The organism is Nocardiopsis sp. NPDC055824 (assembly GCF_053616335.1).
This window is the reverse complement of record NZ_JBSHDN010000019.1, coordinates 33,301-56,832: the sequence shown is the minus strand read 5'-3', so window position 1 is coordinate 56,832 and position 23,532 is coordinate 33,301. Positions and strand designations below refer to the sequence as shown.

Here is a 23,532-nt window from a genome sequence, read left to right as displayed (position 1 = left end):
GGCCCGAGGGCCCGCGGCCGGGGCGCCTTAACCGGCAGCGCTGACCACGCCGCCCTCGGAGGCTCCGTGGGGGCCGGCCTCGTTCCACTTCTTGATGTAGAAGCTGCCGCCCTTGCCGCCCTTGCCGTCCTCGTGGTCGCTCCCGTGGCCGCTCGTGGCCCCGGCGATGACGCCCGCCTGGGAGGCCCCGTGGGGGCCCGCCTCGCTCATGCCGGCAGCGAAGAAGCTGTCCGCCATGGCCGCCGCCGGGGCGCCGAAGGCGAGGGCGGGGGCCACGATGGCGGCGAAGGCGAGGCGGGTCACGGTCTTGCGGTTCATACGAGTTCCCTCTCGTTGTGGCCTGGCGCTCCGACATGTCGGCGGAGCGTCGCAGGAGCCGGATGCGAGGGCCGGATTCGGTGAACGGCCCCCGCGGAATAGATGTCCACGACGCCCGACTGGTAACCGTATGCACTCACAAAATCACTCAAAGTAGTCTTGGGGGTGTTTTGGCGTCTCTTGGCCCGCGCGGACGCGCTGCGCGCTTGCCTCGGACCCGCTCGCGGACACCCGTCCGCCGGCGTTCGAGCCGCACCGGCGCCACCACGGCCCCGGGCCGGCCCTCCCGGACGGCGCCGGACCCGCCACGCGGGGGGCGCTCGCGCTCGGGTCCGCGTCCGCGCTGTAGCCTCCGCACGCCGGACGAGCGGCGTCCGGCCACGAGAACGGGGAATGACCCATGACCTACGTCGCCGCCCCCACGCGGTACGACTCCATGCCCTACCGGCGGGTGGGGCGCAGCGGTCTGCGCCTGCCCGCCCTCTCCCTGGGCCTGTGGCACAACTTCGGACACGACCGCGACCTCGCACGGCAGAAGGAGATCGTGCTGCGGGCGTTCGACCTGGGCGTGACCCACTTCGACCTCGCCAACAACTACGGACCGCCGCCGGGGGCCGCCGAGGAGAACTTCGGCAGGATCCTCGCCGGGGACCTGGGCCGGTACCGGGACGAGATCGTCGTCTCCACCAAGGCCGGGTACCTGATGTGGCCCGGCCCGTACGGCGAGTGGGGCTCGCGCAAGTCCGTGCTGGCCAGTCTGGACCAGAGCCTGGGACGCATGGGCCTGGACCACGTGGACGTGTTCTACTCCCACCGCCCCGACCCGGACACGCCCCTGGAGGAGACCATGGGCGCGCTCGACACGGCGGTGCGCCGGGGCAAGGCCCTGTACGCGGGGGTGTCCAACTACTCCCCCGAGCAGACCCGCGAGGCCGCCGCGATCCTGCGGGACCTGGGCACGCCGATGCTGATCCACCAGCCGTCGTACTCGATGTTCAACCGGTGGGTGGAGGACGGCCTGCTCGACGTGCTGGACGAGGTGGGCGCCGGTTCGATCGCCTACTCCCCGCTCGCCCAGGGCCTGCTGACCGACCGGTACCTGAACGGCGTCCCGGAGGGCTCGCGCGCCGCCGGGAGCAGTCCGTTCCTGAACGCCGAGGGCGTCACCGGGGACGTCCTGGAGCGGGTGCGCGCCCTCGACGCGATCGCCGGGCGGCGGGGCCAGACGCTGGCGCAGACGGCGCTGGCGTGGGTGCTGCGCGGCGAGCGGGTGACCTCGGCGGTGATCGGCGCGAGCAGTATCGGGCAGCTGGAGGACAACGTGGCCGCGGTCGGGAACCTGGACTTCGACGCCTCCGAGCTGGCCGAGATCGACCGGTACGCACCCGCCGGCTGACGAGCACCTCGTCACATTTCGGGTTTGTAACGGTTCACGCGGGTAGGCGCACCACCAGCATCATTTCCCCGAGGAGAAAAGGTGGTGCGCCCCATGAAGAACATCTTCGTCGTCGGACTGGACGAGCGGAACCACGAGATCCTGCGCCGGACCCCCACCGGACGCGACTGCCGTTTCCACCAGCTGCTGAGCCTGGACGAGCTCCAGACCGGCGAGGTCGACATCGACCAGCTGATCGACAAGGCCGAGAAGGTCCTCGACGACTTCCCCGACACCGTCGACGCCATCTGCGGCTACTGGGACTTCCCCGTGACGCTGCTCGTGCCGATCCTGTGCGAGCGCCGCGGCCTCCCCTCCGCGAGCCTGGAGTCGGTGGTCAAGTGCGAGCACAAGTACTGGAGCCGCCTGGAGCAGCGCAAGGTCATCGACGAGTACCCGCCCTTCGCCCTCGTCGAGCTGAACGGCGACCCCACGGTGCCGGACCCGCCCGGCTACCCCATGTGGCTCAAGCCCGTGAAGTCGGCCTCCTCCGAGCTCGCCTTCCACGTGCTCGACGACAAGGACTTCGAGGGGGCCGTCTCCGAACTGCGCGAGGGCATCGACCGCATCGGGCGCCCCTTCGAGCAGATCCTCTCCCGGGTCGACCTGCCCCCGGAGATCTCCGAGGTGGGCGGACGCACCTGTCTGGCCGAAGGCGCCCTGCACGGCGTGCAGGCCGCCGTCGAGGGCTTCGTGTACCGGGGCGACGTGGTCGTCTACGCGTCCCTCGACTCGGTCGACTACCCCGGCAGCCCCGCCTTCCTGCGCCACCAGTACCCCTCGGGGCTCCCCGAGGAGGTCCGTGAGCGCATGGCCGACGTCTCCGAGCGGGTCATCCGCCAGGTCGGGCTGGACAACTCCACGTTCAGCGTCGAGTTCTTCTACGACCCCGTCGAGGACGGCCTCAACCTCCTGGAGGTCAACCCCCGGCACTCCCAGTCCCACGCCGAGCTGTTCGAGCTGGTGGACGGGATCGCCAACCACGAGCGCATGCTGCTGCTGAGCCTGGGCAGGGACCCCCGGATGACCGCCGAGGCCCGGGGCGAGTTCGCCGTGGCGGCCGAGTGGTACCACCGGCGCTTCGGGGACGACGGCGTCCCGGTGCGTGTGCCCACCGACGAGGAGGTGGCCGAGCTGGAGCGCTCCCTGCCGGGCGTGAGCGTGAAGGTGGTGCCCGAGCCCGGCGAGCCGCTCTCGCAGATGCGGTCCCAGGACAGCTACAGTTTCGAGCTCGCCAAGATCACCATCGGCGCCGCGGACGAGACCGAGATGCGCGCCAAGTACGAGCGCTGCGTCGAGGCGCTGAGATTCGAGTTCGTGGAAGAGGACGAGGACGTGAAGCCCGAGCAGGGCGCCGAGCGCTGAGGAGGACCGTACATGCACGTGGTGAGTTCCCTGCCGCACGCGGTCCGCTCCGACGAGCACTTCTGGATCCCCATGTCGGACGGGGTCCGGCTGGCAGCGAGGATGTGGCGCCCCACCTCCTCCGACGCGACCCCGGTGCCGGCGGTCCTGGAGTACATCCCCTACCGCAGGCGCGACCTGACGGCCGTGCGCGACTCCCAGCACCACCCCTACATCGCGGGGCACGGCTACGCCTGCGTCCGCGTCGACCTGAGGGGCACGGGCGACTCCGAGGGGGTGCTCGTCGACGAGTACCTCGAACGCGAGCAGCAGGACGCGGAGGAGGTCCTGGCCTGGCTGGCCGACCAGCCCTGGTGCGACGGCAGCACGAGCATGCTGGGGCTGTCCTGGGGCGGGTTCGCCGCCCTCCAGGTCGCGGCCCGGCAGCCGCCGAGCCTGGGCACGATCGTGATCAGCTCCTTCACCGACGACCGGTACGGCGACGACTTCCACTACATGGGCGGGTGCCTGCTCTCGGACAACCTGGCGGAGGCCGGGACCATGTTCGCGTTCGGCACCTGCCCGCCCGACCCCGCCGTCGTGGGGGAGAGCTGGCGCGACATGTGGCGCGAGCGCCTGGAGGCCACCGAGCCGTGGGTCCTGGAGTGGCTGCGGCACCAGCGCCGCGACGACTACTGGCGGCACGCCTCGGTGTGCGACGACTACACGGACGTGCGCTGCCCGGTCCTCGCCTCCAGCGGGTGGGCCGACGGCTACTCCAACGCCGTCCTGCGCGTCCTGGAGAACCTGGACGTGCCCAGCCGCGGCCTGATCGGCCCCTGGTCGCACCGCTACCCGCACATGGGCGTGCCCGGCCCCGCCATCGGCTACCTCCAGGAGGTCGTGCGCTGGCTGGACCACTGGCTCAAGGGCGAGGAGAACGGCGTCGACGAGGGCCCCTCCCTGTGGGCGTGGATGCAGGACAGCGTCCCGCCCTCCACCTCCTACCAGGAGCGCCCCGGCCGGTGGGTGCGCGAGGACGCGTGGCCCTCCCCCGGCATCGAGCGGACCGGGCTGCCGCTGGCCAGGTACCGCATCGGCGCCCCCGGGGAGAAGGTCAGCGCCGAGTCCCTGACCCTGCGGTCGCCGCTGACCACCGGGCAGTTCGCCGGCAAGTGGGCCTCGTACAACGCCCCGCCTGACCTGCCCTACGACCAGCGCGAGGAGGACGGCGGCTCCCTGGTCTTCGACAGCGACGTCCTCACCGAGGACGTCGAGATCCTCGGTGAGGCAGAGGTCGAACTCGAGCTCTCCGTCACCGAGCCGGTGGCCATGGTCGCCGCCCGCCTGTGCGACGTGGCGCCCGACGGCAGCGCCACCCGGGTGACCTTCGGCCTGCTCAACCTCACCCACCGGGACGGGCACGAGACGCCGCGGGCGATGGAGCCGGGCGAGCGCTGCCGGGTGAAGGTCACCCTCAACGGTGTCGCCCAGGTCTTCCCGGCGGGCCACCGCATACGGCTGTCGCTGTCCACGTCGTACTGGCCCCTGGCCTGGCCCCCGCCGCGCCCGGTGCTGATGACCGTCCACCCCGAGGGGAGCACGCTGCACCTGCCGGTGCGGCCCGTGCCCGAGGACGAGGAACTGCACCCGCAGCCCTTCGGCGAGCCCGAGGGGACACCGCAGATCGAGACCGCGCGGCGGGAGACCCCGGACCACCGCTGGACCGTCCAGCGGGACATGGTCGACACCCGCTCGTCCCTGGAGATCGTCAAGGACGGCGGGATCCTCCACTTCGAGGACATCGACCTGGACGTCGGACGGCGGGCCTACGAGCTGTACGAGTCGGTGGCGGACGACTTCACGTCCGCCCGGGGCCGGTCCACGTGGACGATGCGGTTCGCCCGCGGGGACTGGAGCACCCGTACCGAGACCCATACCTCCCTCGAGTGCACCGAGACGGAGTTCCGGGTATACGCGACCCTGGACGCGTTCGAGGGGGACGAGCGGATCTTCTCCAGGCAGTGGAGCGAGAGCGTGCCCAGGGACCACATCTGACGAGGACCGACATCCGCGACACGGGAGGGGAGGAGGACCATGGCCTCCACCGGGGGACGCGCCGAGGCGCACACCGCAGGCAGGGACGGGAAGGGGCCGGACGGCTCGAAGGGGCGCGGAGCCTCCGGGGACACGGAGCCGGGCGCGACCGGAACGCCGCAGGCACTCGCGGGAGAGGCGAAGGGCGCCGTCGAAGCGGAGCTGGGCGGTCCCGACGCCGCCGAGACCGCGCGCGTTCTGTCGAAGGTGCTGCTCCCCACCCTGGCGCGGGGCGTGCTCGTACGGCGCCCCCTGATGGAGAGCCTGGTCAGCGCACTGGAGGCGGACCGGGGGATCGTCTCCACCCTGCGGGACCTGCGCGAGAGGCACGGCGACGGGCCGCTGCCGCTGCGCCTGGCCGGCAGGGACGCCGCCCTGGTGCTGGCCGCCGACGACGTGAGGACGCTGCTGGAGGGCACCCCGGACCCGTTCTCGTCCGGCGGGCGCGAGAAGCGCGGCGCGCTCTCGCACTTCGAGCCGCACGCGGTACTGGTCTCCGAGCCCGAGGAGCGGCCACACCGGCGGGCCTCCAACGAGCAGGCCCTGGCCACCGGCCGCGTACTCCACCCCGACGGGGACGTGATCGCGGCCCAGGCCGACGAGGAGGCGCGGGCCCTGCTGGCCGCCCTGGGGGACGGCGGAGTCCTCGACTGGAACCGGTTCTCCGCGTCCTTCGACGCGCTGGCCCGGCGGGTGGTGTTCGGCGCCTCCGCGGCGGGGGACGTCCGGACCACCGAACTGCTGCGCAGGCTGCGGGCCCGGGGCAACTGGTCGTACGCGGCGCCGGTGCAGCGGACCGTGAGGGCGGAGTTCCTCGACCGGGTGGGCCGCGCCGTCGACCGGGCCGAGCCCGGCAGCCTCGCTGCGGGCCTGTCCCGGAAGGCCGGGTCCCACCCGGAGGACCAGGCGGCCCACTGGCTGTTCGCGTTCGACGCCGCGGCGATCGCCGCGTTCCGCTCCCTGGCGCTCCTGACGTCGTACAGCCCGGGGGCGCACGCGGCCCGGGAGGAGATCCAGGAGACCGAGGGGCTGGACCTGCCGCTGCTGCGCGCGACGGTGCTGGAGTCCGTACGGCTGTGGCCGACGACGCTGGCGGTGCTGCGGGAGAGCAACCGCGAGACCGTGTGGCGGGACCGCGTGTTCCCCGCCGGGACGGCGTTCGTGGTCATGAGCGCCTACTTCCACCGCGACCCGTCCCGCCTGCCGTACGCCGACGAGTTCGCACCGGAGGTGTGGATCGACGGCCGGGCCGAGGAGGACCCGGGGATCCTGCCCTTCAGCTACGGCCCGGCCGGGTGCGCGGGGCGCGAGGTGGTGCCGCTGACCCTGTCGCTGTTCCTGCGCTCCCTGGTGCGGGACCGCGACCTCACCCGTGTCGACGCGCGCGGCCCGCTGCCCGCGTCGGGCCTCCCCGCCTCGCTGAACCACTTCGCCCTGCGCTTCACCCTGCCCGGGCGCGGCGCCTGAGCCGACGACGAACCCGGACGGGGCCCCTCCTCACCCGGTTCCGAGCAGGACCGAGACCGAACCCGCCCGGGCGCCGAGCCCGGGCGGACCACTGAGGAGGGGCCATGAGCACCGTCGGACAGATCCTGTACACCCACCCGGAGGACCCCGAGGGGGTCGGCGCGAAGATCACCGCGTGCGTCGAGGCCTGCGGGGAGTGCGCGCAGGTGTGCACGGTGTGCGCGGACGCCTGCCTGGGCGAGGAGACGGTGGCCGACCTGGTCGCCTGTGTCCGCACCGACCTGGACTGCGCGGACATGTGCGCCGTGACCGGCCGCGCGGTCTCCCGCCGGACCGGCGAGGAGGACGACGTCCTGCGGCTCCTGCTGGAGGCCTGCGCGGAGGCGTGCCGCAAGTGCGCCGAGGAGTGCGAGAGGCACGCCGGGGAGCACGAGCACTGCCGCCTGTGCGCGGAGGCGTGCCGCCGCTGCGAGCAGGCGTGCCGGGAGCTGCTGGCCGCTCTCTGAGGCCGCGGACGCTCCGACGGAAGGGGGAGGCGATGGACGGGCCGATGCCGACAGGGGTGGCCGTGGTCGCGGTGGTCGCGGCGCTGCCGGTCGTGGTGTTCTTCTTCGTGCTGTGGGTCATCCGCTGGGACACGATCCGCAAGCAGCGGGCCGTACGCTCGCCCGACTACTGGAAGGAGCGGCCGGACGGCCGGCGCTACCCGACCGGTTGGGGCGAGTCCCGGGAAGGAAGTCCTCCGGAGGAAGGTGACGGGGCCGACGCCCCGCCGGAGAGCGGCCCGCCGGGACGGGACCCGGATCAAGGCGGGGAGCCGCCGGAAGGGTCCGGTGGGAAGGAAGGACCTGAGGGTTCCGGGCGCGGAGGCGGGCCGGAAGGCCCCGAGGGGCCCGGCCGGGAGGGCGGACCGCCGGAGCGGTAGTGGTCCGACACGCGGCACCGGGCCGCCGGGAGGGCCGGAACAAGGCACGGAGGGCCGAGCGGACACCGGTCCGCGCGGCCCTGCGCCGTGTCAGACGCGGTCGGCGGGGAACCCGCCGGTGGCGACCGGACCCCAGCGCCTCGGGGTGATCCGGACCAGGGCCTTGCCCTGCCGGCGCATCGCCTCGCGGTACTCGTCCCAGTCCGGGTGCTCGCCGGAGATCACCCGGAAGTACTCGACCAGGGGCTCCACGGCCTCCTCCCCGTCGATGACCTCGGCGTCGCCGTCGATCTGGACCCACGGGCCGTCGAAGTCCTCGGAGAGCACCACGATGCTCACCTTCGGGTCGCGGCCGGCGTTGCGGGCCTTGGCGCGCTCGGGGTAGGTGGAGACCACGATGCGGCCCTCGGTGTCGACCCCGCAGGTGACCGGCGAGGCCTGGGGGCCGCCGTCGGCCCGGCGGGTGATGAGGAGCCCCCGGTGGCGGGGGCGGGCGAACTCCAGCAGACCGTCGAGGTCGACCTTGGTGTTGGTGGCGATCGAAGGGCTCATCTTCTCGCTTTCGCTGCTCAGGGTGTCCGCGTTCCGCTCACGAACCGGGTCAGCCTAGTGCTCCGCCGAGGGGCGAACCAGGCCCTGGCAGACCGTGTCACGGACCGGGCGGGGCCTGGTGCGGCCGAACGCCCTGCCGGGGCCGGTCCCGCACGCGCCAGTCCCGGCCCATCCGGTCGACCAGCTCCCCCGCCGCCTTGCGGAGCGGGCTGCCGCGCAGCCACACCAGCTGCACCGGCATGGCCAGGCCGTTCCTGAGGTTCTCGAACTCCATCACGCGCACCGCCCCGGCCGCGGCCCTGGCCCGCACGACCGGCAGCGGCAGGTTGGCCCAGCCGACCCCGCGCTCCACCAGGCCGAGCGCGGTCTCCACCGAGTTCGCGCGCCAGTAGGCGTCCGAGACGACGAGCCGCCGCTCCGTCAGCTGCCGCTCCAGGCTGGACACCACGATCTGGCGGGCCCCGGCGAGGTCCTCCAGGCGCCGCAGGTCGGCGGGGATCCCGAAGGTCTCCACGGAGGCGGACGCCACCGCCACGAACGTCTCCTCCGCCACATTGAGGAACACCTCCTCCCGGTCGTTGCGGGTGCGGGCGAACATCAGCGCCAGGTCCACGGTTCCGGAGTGCAGCTGCTCCCGGACGTCGTCCTGCGGGGCGTCGGCGATCTCCACGGAGAGCAGGGGGTGGCGCGCCGCGATCTCCGCCACCGCGTCCAGGAGCGGCCGGTGGTCGACCCCCGCCGACACCCCGACCGTGAGCGTGCTCTCCAGGTCGTCGGAGAGCTCGACCGCGTGGGCCTGGAGCAGGCGCAGCCTGCTCGCGACCAGCCGGGCGTGCGGCACGAGGGCCTGCGCCCGCGCCGTGGGGACGGGCTCGCGCCGGGAGCGGTCGAACAGCGGGTAGCCGAGTTCGGCCTCGATGTTGGCGATGCCCATGCTCACCGCAGAGGGGACCCGGTTCAGCGCGCGTGCGGCGGCGGAGAAGGAGCCGTGGTCGACCACGGCGAGGAAGAGGTCGATGTTGTCGCTGGAGAGGCCCACGTTCTGTCAACCGATCTGAAAGAAGCTGACTTTTTCCATCACCGTAGCTGACGTTAGCGTCGGACCCTGTTGCATCCGGAAGATCCCGAAAAGAGTGCGAAGTGCAAGGTCTGAAGCGCAAGCTGGTGTACGTGGGCGGTTACGAGGTCATCGGCTTCGCCGTGGGCACCGCCGTGATGACGGCCCTGACAGGAAGCGGCCCGGGAACGACGGCCCCGCTCGCGATCATGATCGCCACGGTGGCGGCGCTGTGGAACATGGCCTTCAACTACCTGTTCGAGGCGTGGGAGCGCCGGCAGGTCAGCCGCGAGCGCACGGTGGGGCGCAGAATCCTGCACGCGGTCGCGTTCCAGCTGACGCTGGTGTGCTACCTGATCCCGCTCATCGCGTGGTGGCTGGACATCAGCCTGGTCCAGGCGTTCCTGCTGGACCTGGTGTTCATCGTCTACATCCCGTTCTACACGTTCGGCTACAACTGGGCCTTCGACAAGATCTTCGGGTTGCCGTCCTCCGCCATCGCGGAGCCCGTTCCGGGGGCGGAAGGTGTAGTCGAGGACGGGACCGGGGTTGCCGAGCCCGCCGAGGAGCCCGCGCCTGTGGCCGAACGCCCCTGAGTGCGGCCGAGGCGATCGCCATCCCCGATCCCCGCAAGGTGCGGGGAGCAGCGCGGCTTGATGGGCTTGATCAGCTCCGGGTCGGGTCCATCCCCGCATGCGCGGGGAGCACGCCGCGCTGGCCCTGCTCGCGGGGATCGGGGGAGGTCCATCCCCGCGTGCGCGGGGAGCAGATCGACATCCTCGGCGGCATGGTCATCCTGCTGGGTCCATCCCCGCGTGCGCGGGGAGCAGGACCTGCTCGCGATCCGGCAGTACTCCCCGCGGGGTCCATCCCCGCGTGCGCGGGGAGCAGCGCGCTCCCAAGCACCAGGTCGTGAGCGAGCTGGGTCCATCCCCGCGTGCGCGGGGAGCAGTCGTCGCGGCGTCGCAGCCGGTCCACGAGCTCGGGTCCATCCCCGCGTGCGCGGGGAGCAGGTCACACGTGAGGTCGCAAGAAGGCCCGGACGGGGTCCATCCCCGCGTGCGCGGGGAGCAGGTGTACCAGGAGTCCGTAGACGCGCCGTTCTCGGGTCCATCCCCGCGTGCGCGGGGAGCAGTCCTCGCGTGCGAGGACCCGCACGCGGTCGCCGGGTCCATCCCCGCGTGCGCGGGGAGCAGGTCGGGGGTCGCGTCGTAGGCGTGCTGTTCGAGGGTCCATCCCCGCGTGCGCGGGGAGCAGCACGGACAGCGTGACGCGCACGACCGGTCCGCGGGTCCATCCCCGCGTGCGCGGGGAGCAGGTCATCGCGCACCCGAAGTCGGCGGTGGCGGTGGGTCCATCCCCGCGTGCGCGGGGAGCAGAGCTCCAGGAAATCAGGGGTGCGAAGAAGCGTGGGTCCATCCCCGCGTGCGCGGGGAGCAGGAGTCCATCAGCCCGGTGACGCAGATGTTCCAGGGTCCATCCCCGCGTGCGCGGGGAGCAGTCCCAGCCTTCGCGGCCGAGGCTGCGCAGCTTGGGTCCATCCCCGCGTGCGCGGGGAGCAGGCCTAGACGCCCCTTGGAGGCCTCGGCCGAATAGGTCCATCCCCGCGTGCGCGGGGAGCAGTTCCAGTGTGCGGTCAGGGTGTGTCAGCGGGAGGGTCCATCCCCGCGTGCGCGGGGAGCAGAGGCACTCCGACTGGCCGGAGTGGATCGCGTCATGGGTCCATCCCCGCGTGCGCGGGGAGCAGCCTGCTTTGTCGCCGAGTGCGACACCCCCGGCTGGGTCCATCCCCGCATGCGCGGGGAGCAGTCTCCGAGGACGTGTTCTACTCCCTGCCGCCCGGGTCCATCCCCGCGTGCGCGGGGAGCAGGACCTCCAGGTGAGCGCGTGGGGGTCGTACTGGGGTCCATCCCCGCGTGCGCGGGGAGCAGAGCCGTGGCATCGAGCGCGTGTGTGGCAGGCAGGGTCCATCCCCGCGTGCGCGGGGAGCAGGTCACACGTGAGGTCGCAAGAAGGCCCGGACGGGGTCCATCCCCGCGTGCGCGGGGAGCAGAGCGCCGCCTGCTCCATGTCGTCGGGCAAGATGGGTCCATCCCCGCGTGCGCGGGGAGCAGGGCATGACCTCCGCCGACGGCATGCGGCGGCTGGGTCCATCCCCGCGTGCGCGGGGAGCAGAGGCCGACTACACGGCACACCACGGGCGGCCCGGGTCCATCCCCGCGTGCGCGGGGAGCAGAGGCCGACTACACGGCACACCACGGGCGGCCCGGGTCCATCCCCGCGTGCGCGGGGAGCAGACGCTGATGAGGTCGAGGGGGTCGCCGGCGGCGGGTCCATCCCCGCGTGCGCGGGGAGCAGGCCTCGCGGAACTCGCCGTGCTCCTGGCGACTGGGTCCATCCCCGCGTGCGCGGGGAGCAGGAAATGAAAGGCACTATGCGGACTATCAATAAAGGTCCATCCCCGCGTGCGCGGGGAGCAGTGTGTCGTAGGAGTCGCCCGGTTCTTGGTCGGGGGTCCATCCCCGCGTGCGCGGGGAGCAGTCACGGCCACCTACGACTCCGAGGGGTGACGAGGGTCCATCCCCGCGTGCGCGGGGAGCAGTGCGTGAACCAGGGGGGCTTGTTCAACCTGGAGGGTCCATCCCCGCGTGCGCGGGGAGCAGACTCGGACCGGCCGACGAGCCCGGCGAGGACGGGGTCCATCCCCGCGTGCGCGGGGAGCAGGAAATGCCCATGAACGGGTCGGATCAGACCCTGGGTCCATCCCCGCGTGCGCGGGGAGCAGCCGACGATGGCCTCCCGCCTCACGACCCTCATGGGTCCATCCCCGCGTGCGCGGGGAGCAGTTTCTTAAGAAGTTAGCTTCTGTGGTTCTTAGGGGTCCATCCCCGCGTGCGCGGGGAGCAGCGATACGGCGTGTCGGGCGTGTCGCGCCCCAGGGGTCCATCCCCGCGTGCGCGGGGAGCAGAGTCGATGACCTGGCAACTTACCAGTGACAAGCGACTGATTTTCCAACTTCTCGAGAAACAGACACCAGACCCAAAGTACTCACATCGGACATAAAGCTCACCTTCCCCCGAAACGCCGCCGCTTCGACGCCTTGCTCCACCCGGTCTTCGGCACCTGAGCGGCTTCGACCGCCGCCTTGCGGGGACGGTGTATGAGGGTCAGCCCCTCGTGGTCCACCGGCTGCCAGTGGTGCTCGAAGGTCTCGAAGGTGAACCCCTGCTCGGAGTCGTTGCTGTACGCCAGCAGCGCCCTGCCGTTCCCCGCGTACTCCTTCACCTCCGCCCACAGCGCCTCCCTGACCCTCCGCGACGGGTTGCCGATGAACACCCCGGCCGAGATCTCCAGCAGCCACCGGGTGAGGAAGCCCCGCAACCCCGGCGGGCACTTGGTGAGGACGACGACGGTCACCAGACCACCTCGTGGGAGTAGTCGCGCCCGGCTTCGAGCAGCTCGCCCCGGTCGCCCACCAGTCCGACCGCGTCCGCCTCATCCTCCCGGCCGTCGTCCGCGTCGTGCCCCTGACCCAGCAGAAGCCTCTTGATGTCGTCGACGCACCGGTCGAGCAGCTTCTCCTGGTTGATCCGGTCCCGCAGCAGCCGACGCGTCACCCCGTCCACGTCCTCCTCGCCCTGCGCCGCCGCGTCGAAGGCCACCGGGATGCCGATCTCCACCTTGTACAGGTCGGCGACGTCCATCACGAACCCCCGTTCGTGCCCCGAGTGGACGAAGCCCAGTCCCGGGCTGCACCCGAGCGCCGTCGCCACCGCGTGCGCCACCCCGTAGAAGCACTGGGCGGCCGAGGTGATCGCCTTGTTCGGCGCGTCGGAGTTGTCGTGGTGTCCCGGCGTGTAGCGCCGCCCGTGCCAGGGCACACCCGTCCGCTCCGCCTCGGCCCGGTAGCACGCCTGGACCCTCTTGCCCTCCTTGCCGAGGAGTTCCTGGCGGCCGAACCGCTCCACGTCCAGGTCGGGGAACCGCATCCGGTACATCGCCCGCGCGACGTCGAGGCGGCTCTGCCGGTTGGCCCAGGCCTTCGCCTGGGCCTCCACCAGGTGCGAGGAGCGCGTCAGGCCGCGGCCGGCCGCGTAGAAGCGCACCCCCTGCTCTCCCACCCACACGACGCTGGCCCCGCACTCCCCCAGGACGCTCATCGCCTGATGGGTCACCCTCGTCCCCGGCCCGAGGAGGAGGGTGCCGATGGTGGCGCCCGGGATGTGCCGCACACCCTCGCCGTCCTCGGCGGTGATCGCGTTGTCGTCGCGGTGGACGACGCACCGCTCCAGGTAGACGAAGGAGAGCCATTCACCGACCCTGGTCAGTTCGCGCGGCGTGGAGGCGCGCCGCTTGCTCACCGTGGTCATCGGTCCACCTGCGCCAGGGTCATCAGGCCGCAGCCGTACGCCTTGGCCCGTCCCAGGCCGGCGCACAGCACGCGGCGCAGGGCGTCCGGGTCGGTGACGGTCAGCCTGCCGTCGAAGGTCGCGGTCACCAGGGGGACGCGCATACGGGACCTCCCCTTCTTCTCGGGCCGGGGGTCGGCCTTGTCGAACCCTGTTGCGTCACGCCCGTGGACGACCAGCTCGTGTTCGTCCTCGCCCGGAATCAACTGCTGGTCGACCGGCCTGCGCACGATCTCGAAACCGTTCGCCTCCTGCCGCTGCAGCAGCCACCCCGCCTGGTGCCGTGGGGTGACGTGGGCGGTGACCTTGGTCGGCTCCCCGTCCTTGCGCCGGATGCTGTGCACGGGGTTGGCGGTGAGCCGGAACGCCCACGTCTGCCCCGCCTCCAGCCTGCCCAGGAACCCGCCGTAGTCGTGGGTCTGCCATCCGTCCCCCTCCGCCTTGGGCCACCCCGCCTGCTCCACCAGGTGGGTCAGGTCGGGCGCGGCCGGGCTCACGACGTACAGCAGCACCTCCGCCCGGGCGTTGCGGTCCACCCGCCACAGCACGCGCGGCGCCCCCGCGGCCCCCTGGTTCCCCGGGTCTCCCGGGAGCAGGTCCGGGAAGCCGCCCAGCACGGCGGCGTGCACGGCCTGCGGCGAGGACAGCAGCTTCCTGCTTCCCGGCCTGTTGGTGTTGAACCGGAATCGGGTGAGGTACATCAGCTGCCTCCCAGTGCGGACACGGGGTCGTGGTCGGGGGGTGCGGCGCGGCGGACCAGCGGGTTCGGCACGTGCACCGCCCCCGGGGTCACCGCCCGCAGGGCGTAGCGCCGGTGCAGGGGGTTGAAACTGAGCGGCAGGTCGCGCAGGGTGTCGGCCCGGGTCTCCCCCGGCGCGGCGTCGACGAGGGTGCTGAGCTCCACCAACTCCTCCCCCTTCCGGCGCCGCTGGAGCTGGAACCAGCGGGCGGCCTGCCAGGGCGTCCGCTCCAGGACGTCCTCGACCGTGCCGTCGACGGGGGCGCCCAGGTCCACGGGCCGCGCGGGCGGGCACGAGCGCCGGCCCAGGTAGGGCAGGTACACGGGTTCGCGGACGGCCCGGTACAGGTCGGCGACCAGTTCCGGATCGCCCTCGACCGCCGCCACGAACACCGCGTCGGACAGGTAGAAGCGCTCCGACACCGGCATGGAGACCCCGGTGACCAGGTGTTTGGCGGTCTGGTAGTCGCGCACGCGCACGCCGGGCTGGTCCACGCGCACGCCGAACCGCAGCGCGGCCAGGTCGGAGAGGTCGGCGGTGCGGTCGCGTCCCAGGGCGGCGGCGAGCAGGCCGACGATCCCGCTCTTGGTGGGGGCGTTCTCGGTGCCCCGGCGGGCGAACCGGGACGCCGACCCCCACGCCTGGAGGGGGCCGGCCAGGACGAGGGGCAGGGCACTCATGCCGTCGGCGCCTGACGCTGCGCGACGGCCGCGCCGACCTGGATGACCAGCTCGGGGAGGGAGACGACGGAGCCCAGGCCGGAGAGCTTGGCGGTGCGCTCCCCCACGTGCACGACCCAGGTGTCCACGCCGTCCTCGGCCCCGTAGGCGCGCTCGACCTGGGAGACGTGGTCGGCCAGGCGGGCGCTGGCCTCGGCCACGTGTCCGGCCCCGGACGTCACCGGCTCCTCGAACGCCCCCACGAAGCTGATCGGCCGGGAGTCGCGCAACTTGACGACAACCGCGTCGGGCAGGGTGTGGTTGCCGAAAGTGTTGATCTTGCCGGTGGGCAGCGACTCCACGAACCCGCGCACGAACGCCTCGATGGCGCGGCGCAGCGGTTCGGTGACGGGCTCGTCCTCGCGCAGCCCCTCCCCCAGGTTCTTCTTGAGCAGGTCGACGTCGACGGCCGCGTACCGGTACAGGGTGGCGGAGTTGAACTCGACGGTGCCGATCATGCCCGCCCCGGTGTCCTCCTCCGGGTTCCGGTCGTCCACGGCCGTGTAGTAGTCGGACTCGTTCTCGACGGCGTGGACGCTGATGGCGTGGGCGACCTGCGCGGCTGCGTCCACGTTGATGTCGGCGCCGTCCGCGACCATGCGCCCGAACAGGGCGATGTCCACCGAGTGGCGGGTGTCGGCGACGGACTTGGCGCGCGCCTTGTTCTCCTTCTCCTTGAGGAACGCCTTGATGTCCTCGCGACCGTCGAGCGCGAGTGCGGCCAGGCCGTCCCGCTGCTGGGCGCTGAGGAACATCAGGTAGGCGGACTCGGGGGCGGGCTCCTTCTCGCCCTTCTTCTTCGCGGCGTCAGCCTTGCGCTTGGGCACCTCGATCTTGGAGCCGGTGGCCGTCTGCACGGTCTCCGCCGCGAGGACGAGCGCTTCGGCCTCCTCCACCGAGGGGTCGAGTTCACGGATGCGGGCGGCGATCAGCTCGGCGACGCGCTTGGTCCGGGTGCCCAGGTCCTGTGGGTCGAGGAGGGCGTCGAACGCGAGCCGGGTGGCGCGCTTCCACGCCTGGCTGGAGACGCGGGACCGCTTGACCCCGCCGTAGACGGCGGTCTTGGGGGCGCCGGTGTCGTCCCTGTTGAGGTTGCTGGGCGGCACGGTCTGCAACACGTGCACGTCGAGAATGGTGCGGCTCATGGTGGTGTCCTCGTCGTCTTGTCGGTGCCCGTCAGGGCACGTGGGAGGGGTCGGCTGACAGCGCTGCCGGGGCAGCGCGAGGGATCTGCTGGTCGCCCCGGGGCTTGTGCGGTCCGCCGGGGCGGCGGTGTTCAGCTCTCCGGGGCGGCGTCCGGACCGTCCCCGTCCGGGGTACCAGGTTCGGCGTCCGGTGCGGCGCCGTCCGCACGCTCGGGCCGGTGGGCCTGGAAGCCGCGCCCCCAGGCCCGGCGCACCCGGGCGGCCCCCGCCGGAGTGCGGGCGTCGTGGAGCTGGTCGGCGAGGAGCCCGTAGTCGAGCGGGATGTCCTCGGTGCGCAGGAGGCTGACGATGCCGCGGAGCCGGTCGAGGCGGGTGGCGTGGTCGGCGGCGCTCCCGGCCTGCACGAACCTCTTGCGCAGGGGCTCGTCGATGTCGCCGCCGGGCATGAGGCGGCGCACCGCGCCGCCGAGCCCGCTACCCCGCTTGTGCATGCCCCGCTCCCGCTTGGACTGCTGGTGCAGGGCGTAGAGGGTGAGCGCCTCGTGGGCGGCGGCCTCGGCCGCCTCGGTGCGGGGGTCCTCGACCGGGAAGGTCTCGTAGAAGCGGTGGTCGAGGGTCAGCCCCACCAGCTCCGGGACCGCCTCGATGGGCTTGCCCGCTCCCCGGCGCAGCTTGGCCAGGGTGGAGACGGCCGCGGAGAGGTCCTTGAGGTAGCCGCCCTGGAGCGCGCGGACGCGCTCGTCCACGAACGTGCCGACCTCACGGAGGTCGGGCACGTAGGCCGTGTTCGCGGCGGCGCCCTTGCGGGCGGGGGTCGATGTGCTGGTGGTGGTCACTGCTGCGTCTCCGGGTCGTCGGGGGTGGCCATGGGGAGCGCCCTGCGCAGTCCCGAGCGGAAGCGCAGGTCGGCGCGGGAGGCGCTGAGCCAGACCGAGCCGTTCTTGGCGGTGACGACCCGCCCGGTCCAGGCGGCCTCACCGGCGGATACGAGGAGGTCGTCACCGATGCCGGACACGATCTGGCGTGCCGTGAGCTGCCACTGGCGGCGCTGTTCGGCCGGGTAGAGCGGGTTGTCGGAGGGGCGCAGGTCGCGCAGCCACTTGCGGAAGGGCTCGTCCAGTGCGGCGAAGCCCCGGTCGCGGGCGGTGGCTCGGGGCGCCTCGGTCGCCGCGCCCGCCGCCTCGGCCAGTGCGGTGGCCAGGTCCCCCAGGACCATGACCGCCTCCTCGGCGTCGTTGACGGCGTCGACGGCCGTCTGACCGAGGGTGCTGTCCTGCTCGTTCAGCAGGACCACGGGCATGGCGACGGTGTCGTCGACGATCTCGTCGATGACCGACTGCTGGGTGCCGTAGACCGCGCCGACCAGGCGCGTGCGGATGAGGAAGCCCTTGTCCAGGAACCCCTCCACGGTCAGGCGCGCGATCCAGTCCAGAACCCGGGGGCGCACGACCTTGGCGGCCTCGCGGCGCTGTTCCGCGCCCCGGACACGGCCGGTGACCAGGGCGGCGAGGCCGCGCCAGGCGCTGCGGGCCGGGTCGTGGTCCCGGGGCAGGTAGACCTGCTCCTCACCGAGCTTCTTCTCCTGGGCGGGGCTGCGCCGCCAGGCGGTCATGGGTTCGCGGTCGTGCTTGTTGCGCGGGGTCAGAGGGTCGCCGTAGGCGAGCAGGACGCCGTGGACGGCTTCGCCGTCGTGGTGCAGGCGCACCCTTCGGCTCTGCCAGGTGTAGAGGTCGCGCAGGCCGTGGGGGCGGGTCTGGGCCTCCGCTCCCCCGAGAGCCTCGGCGGTGGCCGGGGGCCGGCGCCAGGCGGGGAGGTCGTCGGGGCGCGAGCGCAGGTTGTCGGTGTCGTGGGGCAGCAGGTTGAGGAGGAGGGTGGCGCGCAGGTCGTCGCCCTCCACGTAGACCCCGCCGAGGTTCCCGGCCCAGCCCACCCCTTGCGGGTAGACCTTGCCGCCCTTGACCCGGGGGTCGCCGACCACTCCGGACTTGATCCCCGAGGTGTCGTAGGCGTGGGCGTGCAGGAGCCAGCGGGCGGCCTCGGCGAAGCCCAGGCGTTCGGCGCCGTTCGCGCGCATGGTGAAGAAGCGCGCGTTGTTGGGCACGTCGGCCACGATCGGATCGAGGGAGGAGTACTCGCCCTTGGTCGTGCGCAGGTCCGGGACCTGGAGGAAGGGCGTGGTCGGGTGCAGCAGGTCGAGGCGGTCGCGGTGCTCGTGGAGATAGTCGCGGACGCGGTCCGTGGGGAGGTCTCCCTCGCCTCCGTTCCACAGGTCGGCCCAGTCGTCGATGTCCTCCGGGCCGTCGATCGCGTCGTGCAGGACGGCCAGGAGCAGCCGCAGGAGGGAGAAGTCCTGGGTGGGCACGTCGCCGACCAGGCGCCGGACCTGCGGGGCCTGCTCGAAGATCTCGGTGAGGGAGAGTTCGGCCTCGGTCCCGTCGAGCCGCTGGACGGGGATCCAGTGCCTGCTGGTCAGGTCGAAGGAGGGCGGGGGCGTCGGTGGGGACGCGTCTGGCGAGGGTGACGCTGGCCCGGAGGCGTCAGTCGGCACGGTGGACCTCCAGTCCGTCGGTCGGGGTGTAGTGCAGCCGGAATCCGGCGAGTTCGGCGCGGTCGTCCTCGTCCAGGAAGAGGACGAGTTCCTCGGCGATCCAGTGGGCGTCCTTGGTCTGCCAGGCGAGGACGAGGTCGGTCTCGAGTTCGGCGATGGCCCGGTCCAGCTCCTTGGGGAACGTGAACTGGTAGGGCAGCCGCAGTGCGGAGGCGGCCAGGGCCCGCGCGGAGGCGGGCGGCGGCGCGCTGTCGGTGGGCAGGTCCAGTCCGCCGCGTTCGTCGGCCAGCCAGGGGACGGTGGTCACTGTGCCGTCGGCTGAGCGGCGGGCGACCAGGACCTCCAGGCTGTCGCGGGTGTCGCGGACCTGGGCCTTGCCGGCCTGGGTGTCCTCGGCGTCGCCGACCCCGGCCTCGATCCAGCCGATGAGCGCCCGCCCGTCCCGGGCGGCCGGTTTGAGCAGGAAGGTCTGGGCCTTCTCGCCCTTGCGCGCCTGCTCGGTCTCGTGGGCCCTGAGGGCCTGGGCCATCGCCTCGTCCCAGGTATCGGGGGCGATCGACCCGTCGCCGTAGGCGTCCTGGACCAGGGGGCTGATGTCGTCGGGGAGGCGGACGGTGCGGGCAGTGCCCGCGTCGGCGGGCTCCGCCTCCAGGCGGGTGCGGAGCACCGCGAGCGCGCGCAGGAGGGCGTACTCGCCGTAGACCGTCCGCGAGCCCCGGACCGGCGTGGGCGGCGCCTCGCCCCAGTCCACGCCGGTGACCAGGCAGCGGGCCCGGCGCACGCGCTCGGGACGGTCGGACTGGTCCTGCCCGCGCGGGTGGCGGTGGAGGCGGCCCATGCGCTGGAGTATGAGGTCGACGGGGGCGAGGTCGGTGACCAGGAGGTCGAAGTCGACGTCCAGGGACTGCTCCACGACCTGGCTGGCGACCACGATGTGGCGGGCGGGGCGCTCCCCGCCGAGGTCGGCGACCCTGGCGGGCGGCCCGTAGTCGGCCACCAGGGCGTCGTCGTTGGCGGCGCGGTCCAGGGCGAGGAAGCGCGAGTGGGTGACGGTGACCGTGTCGTCTCCGAAGTGGGCGCGCAGGTGCGCGGCGGCCTCGTGAACGCGCGCGACAGTGTTGCGTACAACCAGGGCGCAACCGCCGTCCGTCAGGGCCTCCTCCAGGCGTGTGGTGAGAACGTCCAGGTCGTCGGCCAGGGGTTCCACGACGACGTCGGTCGCGCGACCGGAGGCGGCGGGGGTGTGCAGGCGGGGCGCGGCACCGGTCTCGGCCGTGGTGATCAGGGGGTAGGCGCGGGCCTTCCCGACCTCGTCATACCCCTCCCCCGACGTGCCGGTGTAGGCCTCGGCCAGCTCGCGCCTGCGCCGGGCGGGCAGGGTCGCGGAGAGGACGACGACGGGGACGCCGTACCTGCCGAGCCAGGAGAGGGCTCGGTCGAGGTAGGCGTTCATATAGGTGTCGTAGGCGTGGGCCTCGTCGATGACGACGACCTTGCCCGCCATGGCGAGGTGGCGCAGGGCCAGGTGCTTGCTCTTGAGTCCGGTGAAGAGGAGCTGGTCGACGGTGCCGACGGCGAAGGAGGAGAGCATGCCCTTCTTGCGGCCCCGGAGCCAGCGGTGGGCGGTCAGGGCTGCCGGGGCGCGGCGCCCGGTGCCGGAGCCGCTCTCCCCGGCATCGCGGTCGATGTCGCTGGCCAGGCGGCGTCCACCGCCCATGAGCTGCGTGAACTCCTCGTTCAGGTGCGCCTTGGAGTGGGCGAGGAACACCGAGGCGGCTTCCTTCGGCATTCCGGGGAGGCGTTCGAGCCAGGTGAGGTAGCGCTCGAACATGGCGTTGCTGGTGGCCATGGTCGGCAGGGCGACGAAACAGCCTCCCGCGCCGGACCGGGCCGCGAAGATCTCGGCGACGGCGAGGGCGGCCTCGGTCTTGCCCTCACCCATGGGCGCCTCGACGATCATCAGGCCGGGACCGGACATCTGCCGGGCGGCCTCGACAGCCTGCTCCTGGACGGGGCGGACGGTCGCGCCCTCGGGGAGGTCGAAGCGTTCCGAGAAGAGCTCCGCCGCGGTGCCCTCGGGTTTCTCGGCCTTCCACTGCTGGGGGAGGTCAAGGAGGCGCCAGGCCTCGCGGGTGCGCTCGGGGTCGGTGCTGCGCTCGCCCGGGAAGTAGGGGAAGAAGTCGGGGTTGCTGGCGATCCAGTCCGCGACGATGACCAGCGCGCTCAGGAGGACCTGCACGGTCTGCGGAAGCTTGAGCGACTTCCAGTCGGAGAGGCGGGCGTCCACTCCGGTGATCCGGGCGGCGGTGTCGAGGAGTTCGGTCTGGGCCGTCGACCAGGCGGTCTCGTGGCCGGGGGTGCGCAGGAGCTGGGGGTGCCGGTCGAGTTCGGCGATGGCCGAGTAGCCGGGCTGGACGCCGTGGTGGCCGCCGGCGACGATGGTGAGCTGGTGGGTGTCGCGGGGGTTCCAGCCGTGGTGGTCCACGAGCCAGTCACGCAGGATGAGCTGACCGGCGATGCCGTGGGGGGCAAGGTTCCGGTCGGGCATCTGCTTCTGGAGGGGCATTTCCAGACCGTGCGCGCGCATGTCGTCCGCGAGGTGTTCGACCTGGCAGGCGAAGGCGGGCGTGGCCTTGCCGATGTCGTGGGTGGCGGCGAGCCAGACCGCAAGGAGGCGGGCGTCGTCGGGGCCCTGCGGGAGCGCGGCGCTGACGTGATCGCGCACCTGGGCGGGAAGCCACTCGTCCCAGAGCTTGTCCGCGACGGCGGCGCTGTCGGCCATGTGGCGGTGCAGCGGAAGCCAGCCGTCGGACTCGAAGTCGTGTTTGGCCCACACTGCGCGAGCGGCAGGGGACAACGTGGCAGCCCAGGTCAAGGGCTGTCCGGGAAGGGTCATGCCGGATATTCAACCGAACCCGGGTGAGGTTTCGCGGACTTTCTCGAACATTAGTCCGACCACTTTTGGCCAGTTGCTACTCGCGGGTTCAGCCACGGAATCGGGACTCGTGTGGTATCTGGTCCCGTGGGTGTCGCGCGCGGCAGGAGTAGCTGGGGTGGGTGGTGGGGGCACGGGTCCATCCCCGCGTGAGGCGGGGAGCAGTTTGCCGCACCCCAGATGACGAGTACCTGCAAGGGTCCATCCCCGCGTGCGCGGGGAGCAGCCAGCGGGCGGGGGCGGCGGCCTGGGCGAGGGCCCATCCCCGCGTGCGCGGGGAGCAGCCAGCGGGCGGGGGCGGCGGCCTGGGCGAGGGCCCATCCCCGCGTGCGCGGGGAGCAGGACCAGGCCATCCCGCAGTTCCGGTACGGGATGGGTCCATCCCCGCGTGCGCGGGGAGCAGTCATCGTCGGGCTGTTCATGAAGTGGCACCCGGGGTCCATCCCCGCGTGCGCGGGGAGCAGATCACATATGCCTCCGCCACCTCCGGTGCACCAGGTCCATCCCCGCGTGCGCGGGGAGCAGCAGCGTATGGTGCGCGGATTCCGGGGGCGAGCGGGTCCATCCCCGCGTGCGCGGGGAGCAGAGTGCGCTCCCGTAGGCCTTCTTCGTGTTCGCGGGTCCATCCCCGCGTGCGCGGGGAGCAGAGGGAGGACGCCGCGCGGACCTCCGCCAGCCAGGGTCCATCCCCGCGTGCGCGGGGAGCAGGGCATCGAGCTGTGGACCGGCCAGCGGATCCGGGGTCCATCCCCGCGTGCGCGGGGAGCAGAAGGCGGTGCCGCTGATGTCGCCCCGGACGCCGGGTCCATCCCCGCGTGCGCGGGGAGCAGGACGACGCCGTCGAGGCCGACGGGTTCGGCACGGGTCCATCCCCGCGTGCGCGGGGAGCAGGACGGCAGGGTCACCCTCATGCCGTCTCCGAAGGGTCCATCCCCGCGTGCGCGGGGAGCAGCACGCGTCGAGTACGAGGGAGTCCGGACGGCGGGGTCCATCCCCGCGTGCGCGGGGAGCAGCGCGAGAAGCTGAGCCGGGAGCTGGGCATCCGGGGTCCATCCCCGCGTGCGCGGGGAGCAGTCCAGGGAGAACGTACAGCTCCTGATGTCGGCGGGTCCATCCCCGCGTGCGCGGGGAGCAGGGTTCCTGGCAGTCCTTGCCGCACAGGGCCGTGGGTCCATCCCCGCGTGCGCGGGGAGCAGTCGTTCATGCCCTCGCGGAAGGTCGCTTCGCCGGGTCCATCCCCGCGTGCGCGGGGAGCAGTCGGCGGCCTGGTTCTCGCCCCAGCTGCCCAGGGGTCCATCCCCGCGTGCGCGGGGAGCAGAGGTGGGCCCGCAGGCTCGTGGCGTCACCGAGGGGTCCATCCCCGCGTGCGCGGGGAGCAGCGGTCCAAGGCGTCACGCATCGAATGGCCGCTGGGTCCATCCCCGCGTGCGCGGGGAGCAGACCACCACGTGGCCCACCGGGGCGGGCCGCCCGGGTCCATCCCCGCGTGCGCGGGGAGCAGATGTCCACGGCTGCGATTATCTGGGCCGGGTTGGGTCCATCCCCGCGTGCGCGGGGAGCAGCCGTGCCGGACCTTGTACGACGTCGCCGATTTGGGTCCATCCCCGCGTGCGCGGGGAGCAGCGCCGTGATGACGACGTGATCACCCACAGGCAGGGTCCATCCCCGCGTGCGCGGGGAGCAGTCATCCTGGGGAACGCCCGCGCGCTGGCGAAGAGGTCCATCCCCGCGTGCGCGGGGAGCAGCCACCGACGTCCGGGAGATTGAACGGGTCCCCGGGTCCATCCCCGCGTGCGCGGGGAGCAGGTAACCGGGGAGATGGCCGCGCCGCGGTAGGCGGG

At 72.5% G+C, this 23,532-nt stretch carries 18 protein-coding genes and 2 CRISPR repeat arrays; of the genes, 7 read left to right on the top strand and 11 right to left on the bottom strand.

Translation table 11 applies throughout. The annotated features are described in order from the left end of the window. Nucleotides 1–27 precede the first annotated feature (27 nt). Nucleotides 28–318: a hypothetical protein gene (locus ACWGL3_RS07225; protein WP_267945497.1), complete on the bottom strand. Its 291-nt coding sequence runs from the start codon at nucleotides 316–318 to the stop codon at nucleotides 28–30. A 400-nt stretch (nucleotides 319–718) separates the two neighbouring features. On the opposite strand from ACWGL3_RS07225, the gene mgrA reads away from it, so the two are divergent. The 6 genes from mgrA (at nucleotide 719) to ACWGL3_RS07195 (ending at nucleotide 7,586) form a co-directional block, all read left to right on the top strand. Next, a complete protein-coding gene (gene mgrA, locus ACWGL3_RS07220) occupies nucleotides 719–1,714 on the top strand; it encodes an L-glyceraldehyde 3-phosphate reductase (RefSeq protein ID WP_267945498.1) in 996 nt (331 codons plus the stop codon). 93 nt (nucleotides 1,715–1,807) lie between these two features. After that, nucleotides 1,808–3,118: an ATP-grasp domain-containing protein gene (locus ACWGL3_RS07215; RefSeq protein ID WP_267945499.1), complete on the top strand. Its 1,311-nt coding sequence runs from the start codon at nucleotides 1,808–1,810 to the stop codon at nucleotides 3,116–3,118. A 12-nt stretch (nucleotides 3,119–3,130) separates the two neighbouring features. After that, nucleotides 3,131–5,155: a CocE/NonD family hydrolase gene (locus ACWGL3_RS07210; RefSeq protein ID WP_267945500.1), complete on the top strand. Its 2,025-nt coding sequence runs from the start codon at nucleotides 3,131–3,133 to the stop codon at nucleotides 5,153–5,155. Between the two features lie 39 nt (nucleotides 5,156–5,194). Then, nucleotides 5,195–6,661 (top strand): cytochrome P450, encoded by a 1,467-nt coding sequence (locus tag ACWGL3_RS07205; protein ID WP_452461037.1) that lies wholly within the window; start codon nucleotides 5,195–5,197, stop codon nucleotides 6,659–6,661. Between the two features lie 104 nt (nucleotides 6,662–6,765). Continuing rightward, entirely contained in the window at nucleotides 6,766–7,167 is a 402-nt protein-coding gene (locus ACWGL3_RS07200; RefSeq protein ID WP_267945502.1) for a four-helix bundle copper-binding protein, read from the top strand. A gap of 44 nt (nucleotides 7,168–7,211) precedes the next feature. Continuing rightward, a complete protein-coding gene (locus ACWGL3_RS07195; RefSeq protein WP_452461036.1) occupies nucleotides 7,212–7,586 on the top strand; it encodes a hypothetical protein in 375 nt (124 codons plus the stop codon). A 90-nt stretch (nucleotides 7,587–7,676) separates the two neighbouring features. On the opposite strand, the gene ACWGL3_RS07190 is transcribed toward ACWGL3_RS07195, so the two are convergent. Continuing rightward, nucleotides 7,677–8,138 carry a PPOX class F420-dependent oxidoreductase gene (locus tag ACWGL3_RS07190; RefSeq protein ID WP_267945504.1) on the bottom strand — a complete coding sequence of 154 codons (462 nt, stop codon included), beginning with the start codon at nucleotides 8,136–8,138 and terminating at the stop codon, nucleotides 7,677–7,679. 97 nt (nucleotides 8,139–8,235) lie between these two features. Beyond that, the gene (locus tag ACWGL3_RS07185; RefSeq protein ID WP_267945505.1) at nucleotides 8,236–9,177 is read right to left on the bottom strand and encodes a LysR family transcriptional regulator; all 942 of its coding nucleotides are present in this window, start codon (nucleotides 9,175–9,177) and stop codon (nucleotides 8,236–8,238) included. 101 nt (nucleotides 9,178–9,278) lie between these two features. Here ACWGL3_RS07185 and ACWGL3_RS07180 point away from each other — a divergent pair, with 101 nt between their 5' ends. Beyond that, the gene (locus ACWGL3_RS07180; protein ID WP_452461035.1) at nucleotides 9,279–9,791 is read left to right on the top strand and encodes a PACE efflux transporter; all 513 of its coding nucleotides are present in this window, start codon (nucleotides 9,279–9,281) and stop codon (nucleotides 9,789–9,791) included. Between the two features lie 83 nt (nucleotides 9,792–9,874). Beyond that, nucleotides 9,875–12,163: a CRISPR direct-repeat array (repeat unit 29 nt; unit sequence GGGTCCATCCCCGCGTGCGCGGGGAGCAG). Nucleotides 12,164–12,261: 98 nt separating this feature from the next. Here ACWGL3_RS07180 and cas2e read toward each other — a convergent pair. The 8 genes from cas2e to cas3 form a co-directional block, all read right to left on the bottom strand. Then, nucleotides 12,262–12,612 (bottom strand): type I-E CRISPR-associated endoribonuclease Cas2e, encoded by a 351-nt coding sequence (gene cas2e, locus ACWGL3_RS07175; protein ID WP_267945507.1) that lies wholly within the window; start codon nucleotides 12,610–12,612, stop codon nucleotides 12,262–12,264. Beyond that, the gene (gene cas1e / locus ACWGL3_RS07170) at nucleotides 12,609–13,565 is read right to left on the bottom strand and encodes a type I-E CRISPR-associated endonuclease Cas1e (RefSeq protein WP_452461034.1); all 957 of its coding nucleotides are present in this window, start codon (nucleotides 13,563–13,565) and stop codon (nucleotides 12,609–12,611) included. The genes cas2e and cas1e overlap by 4 nt, the downstream gene beginning before the upstream one ends. Beyond that, complete coding sequence (gene cas6e, locus ACWGL3_RS07165; RefSeq protein ID WP_452461033.1) at nucleotides 13,562–14,305, bottom strand: type I-E CRISPR-associated protein Cas6/Cse3/CasE; 744 nt, start codon at nucleotides 14,303–14,305, stop codon at nucleotides 13,562–13,564. The genes cas1e and cas6e overlap by 4 nt, the downstream gene beginning before the upstream one ends. Next, nucleotides 14,305–15,024: a type I-E CRISPR-associated protein Cas5/CasD gene (gene cas5e, locus ACWGL3_RS07160; protein ID WP_267945510.1), complete on the bottom strand. Its 720-nt coding sequence runs from the start codon at nucleotides 15,022–15,024 to the stop codon at nucleotides 14,305–14,307. The genes cas6e and cas5e overlap by 1 nt, the downstream gene beginning before the upstream one ends. Further along, nucleotides 15,021–16,208, bottom strand: a complete 1,188-nt coding sequence (gene cas7e / locus ACWGL3_RS07155; protein ID WP_452461032.1) for a type I-E CRISPR-associated protein Cas7/Cse4/CasC — start codon at nucleotides 16,206–16,208, stop codon at nucleotides 15,021–15,023. The genes cas5e and cas7e overlap by 4 nt, the downstream gene beginning before the upstream one ends. Nucleotides 16,209–16,339: 131 nt before the next feature. Continuing rightward, entirely contained in the window at nucleotides 16,340–17,044 is a 705-nt protein-coding gene (casB, locus tag ACWGL3_RS07150; RefSeq protein WP_452461031.1) for a type I-E CRISPR-associated protein Cse2/CasB, read from the bottom strand. After that, complete coding sequence (gene casA / locus ACWGL3_RS07145) at nucleotides 17,041–18,756, bottom strand: type I-E CRISPR-associated protein Cse1/CasA (protein WP_452461030.1); 1,716 nt, start codon at nucleotides 18,754–18,756, stop codon at nucleotides 17,041–17,043. The genes casB and casA overlap by 4 nt, the downstream gene beginning before the upstream one ends. Then, nucleotides 18,746–21,652: a CRISPR-associated helicase Cas3' gene (cas3, locus tag ACWGL3_RS07140; protein ID WP_452461029.1), complete on the bottom strand. Its 2,907-nt coding sequence runs from the start codon at nucleotides 21,650–21,652 to the stop codon at nucleotides 18,746–18,748. Before cas3 ends, casA begins: the two co-directional genes overlap by 11 nt. A gap of 236 nt (nucleotides 21,653–21,888) precedes the next feature. Beyond that, nucleotides 21,889–23,497: a CRISPR direct-repeat array (repeat unit 29 nt; unit sequence GGGTCCATCCCCGCGTGCGCGGGGAGCAG). Between the last annotated feature and the right edge of the window lie 35 nt (nucleotides 23,498–23,532).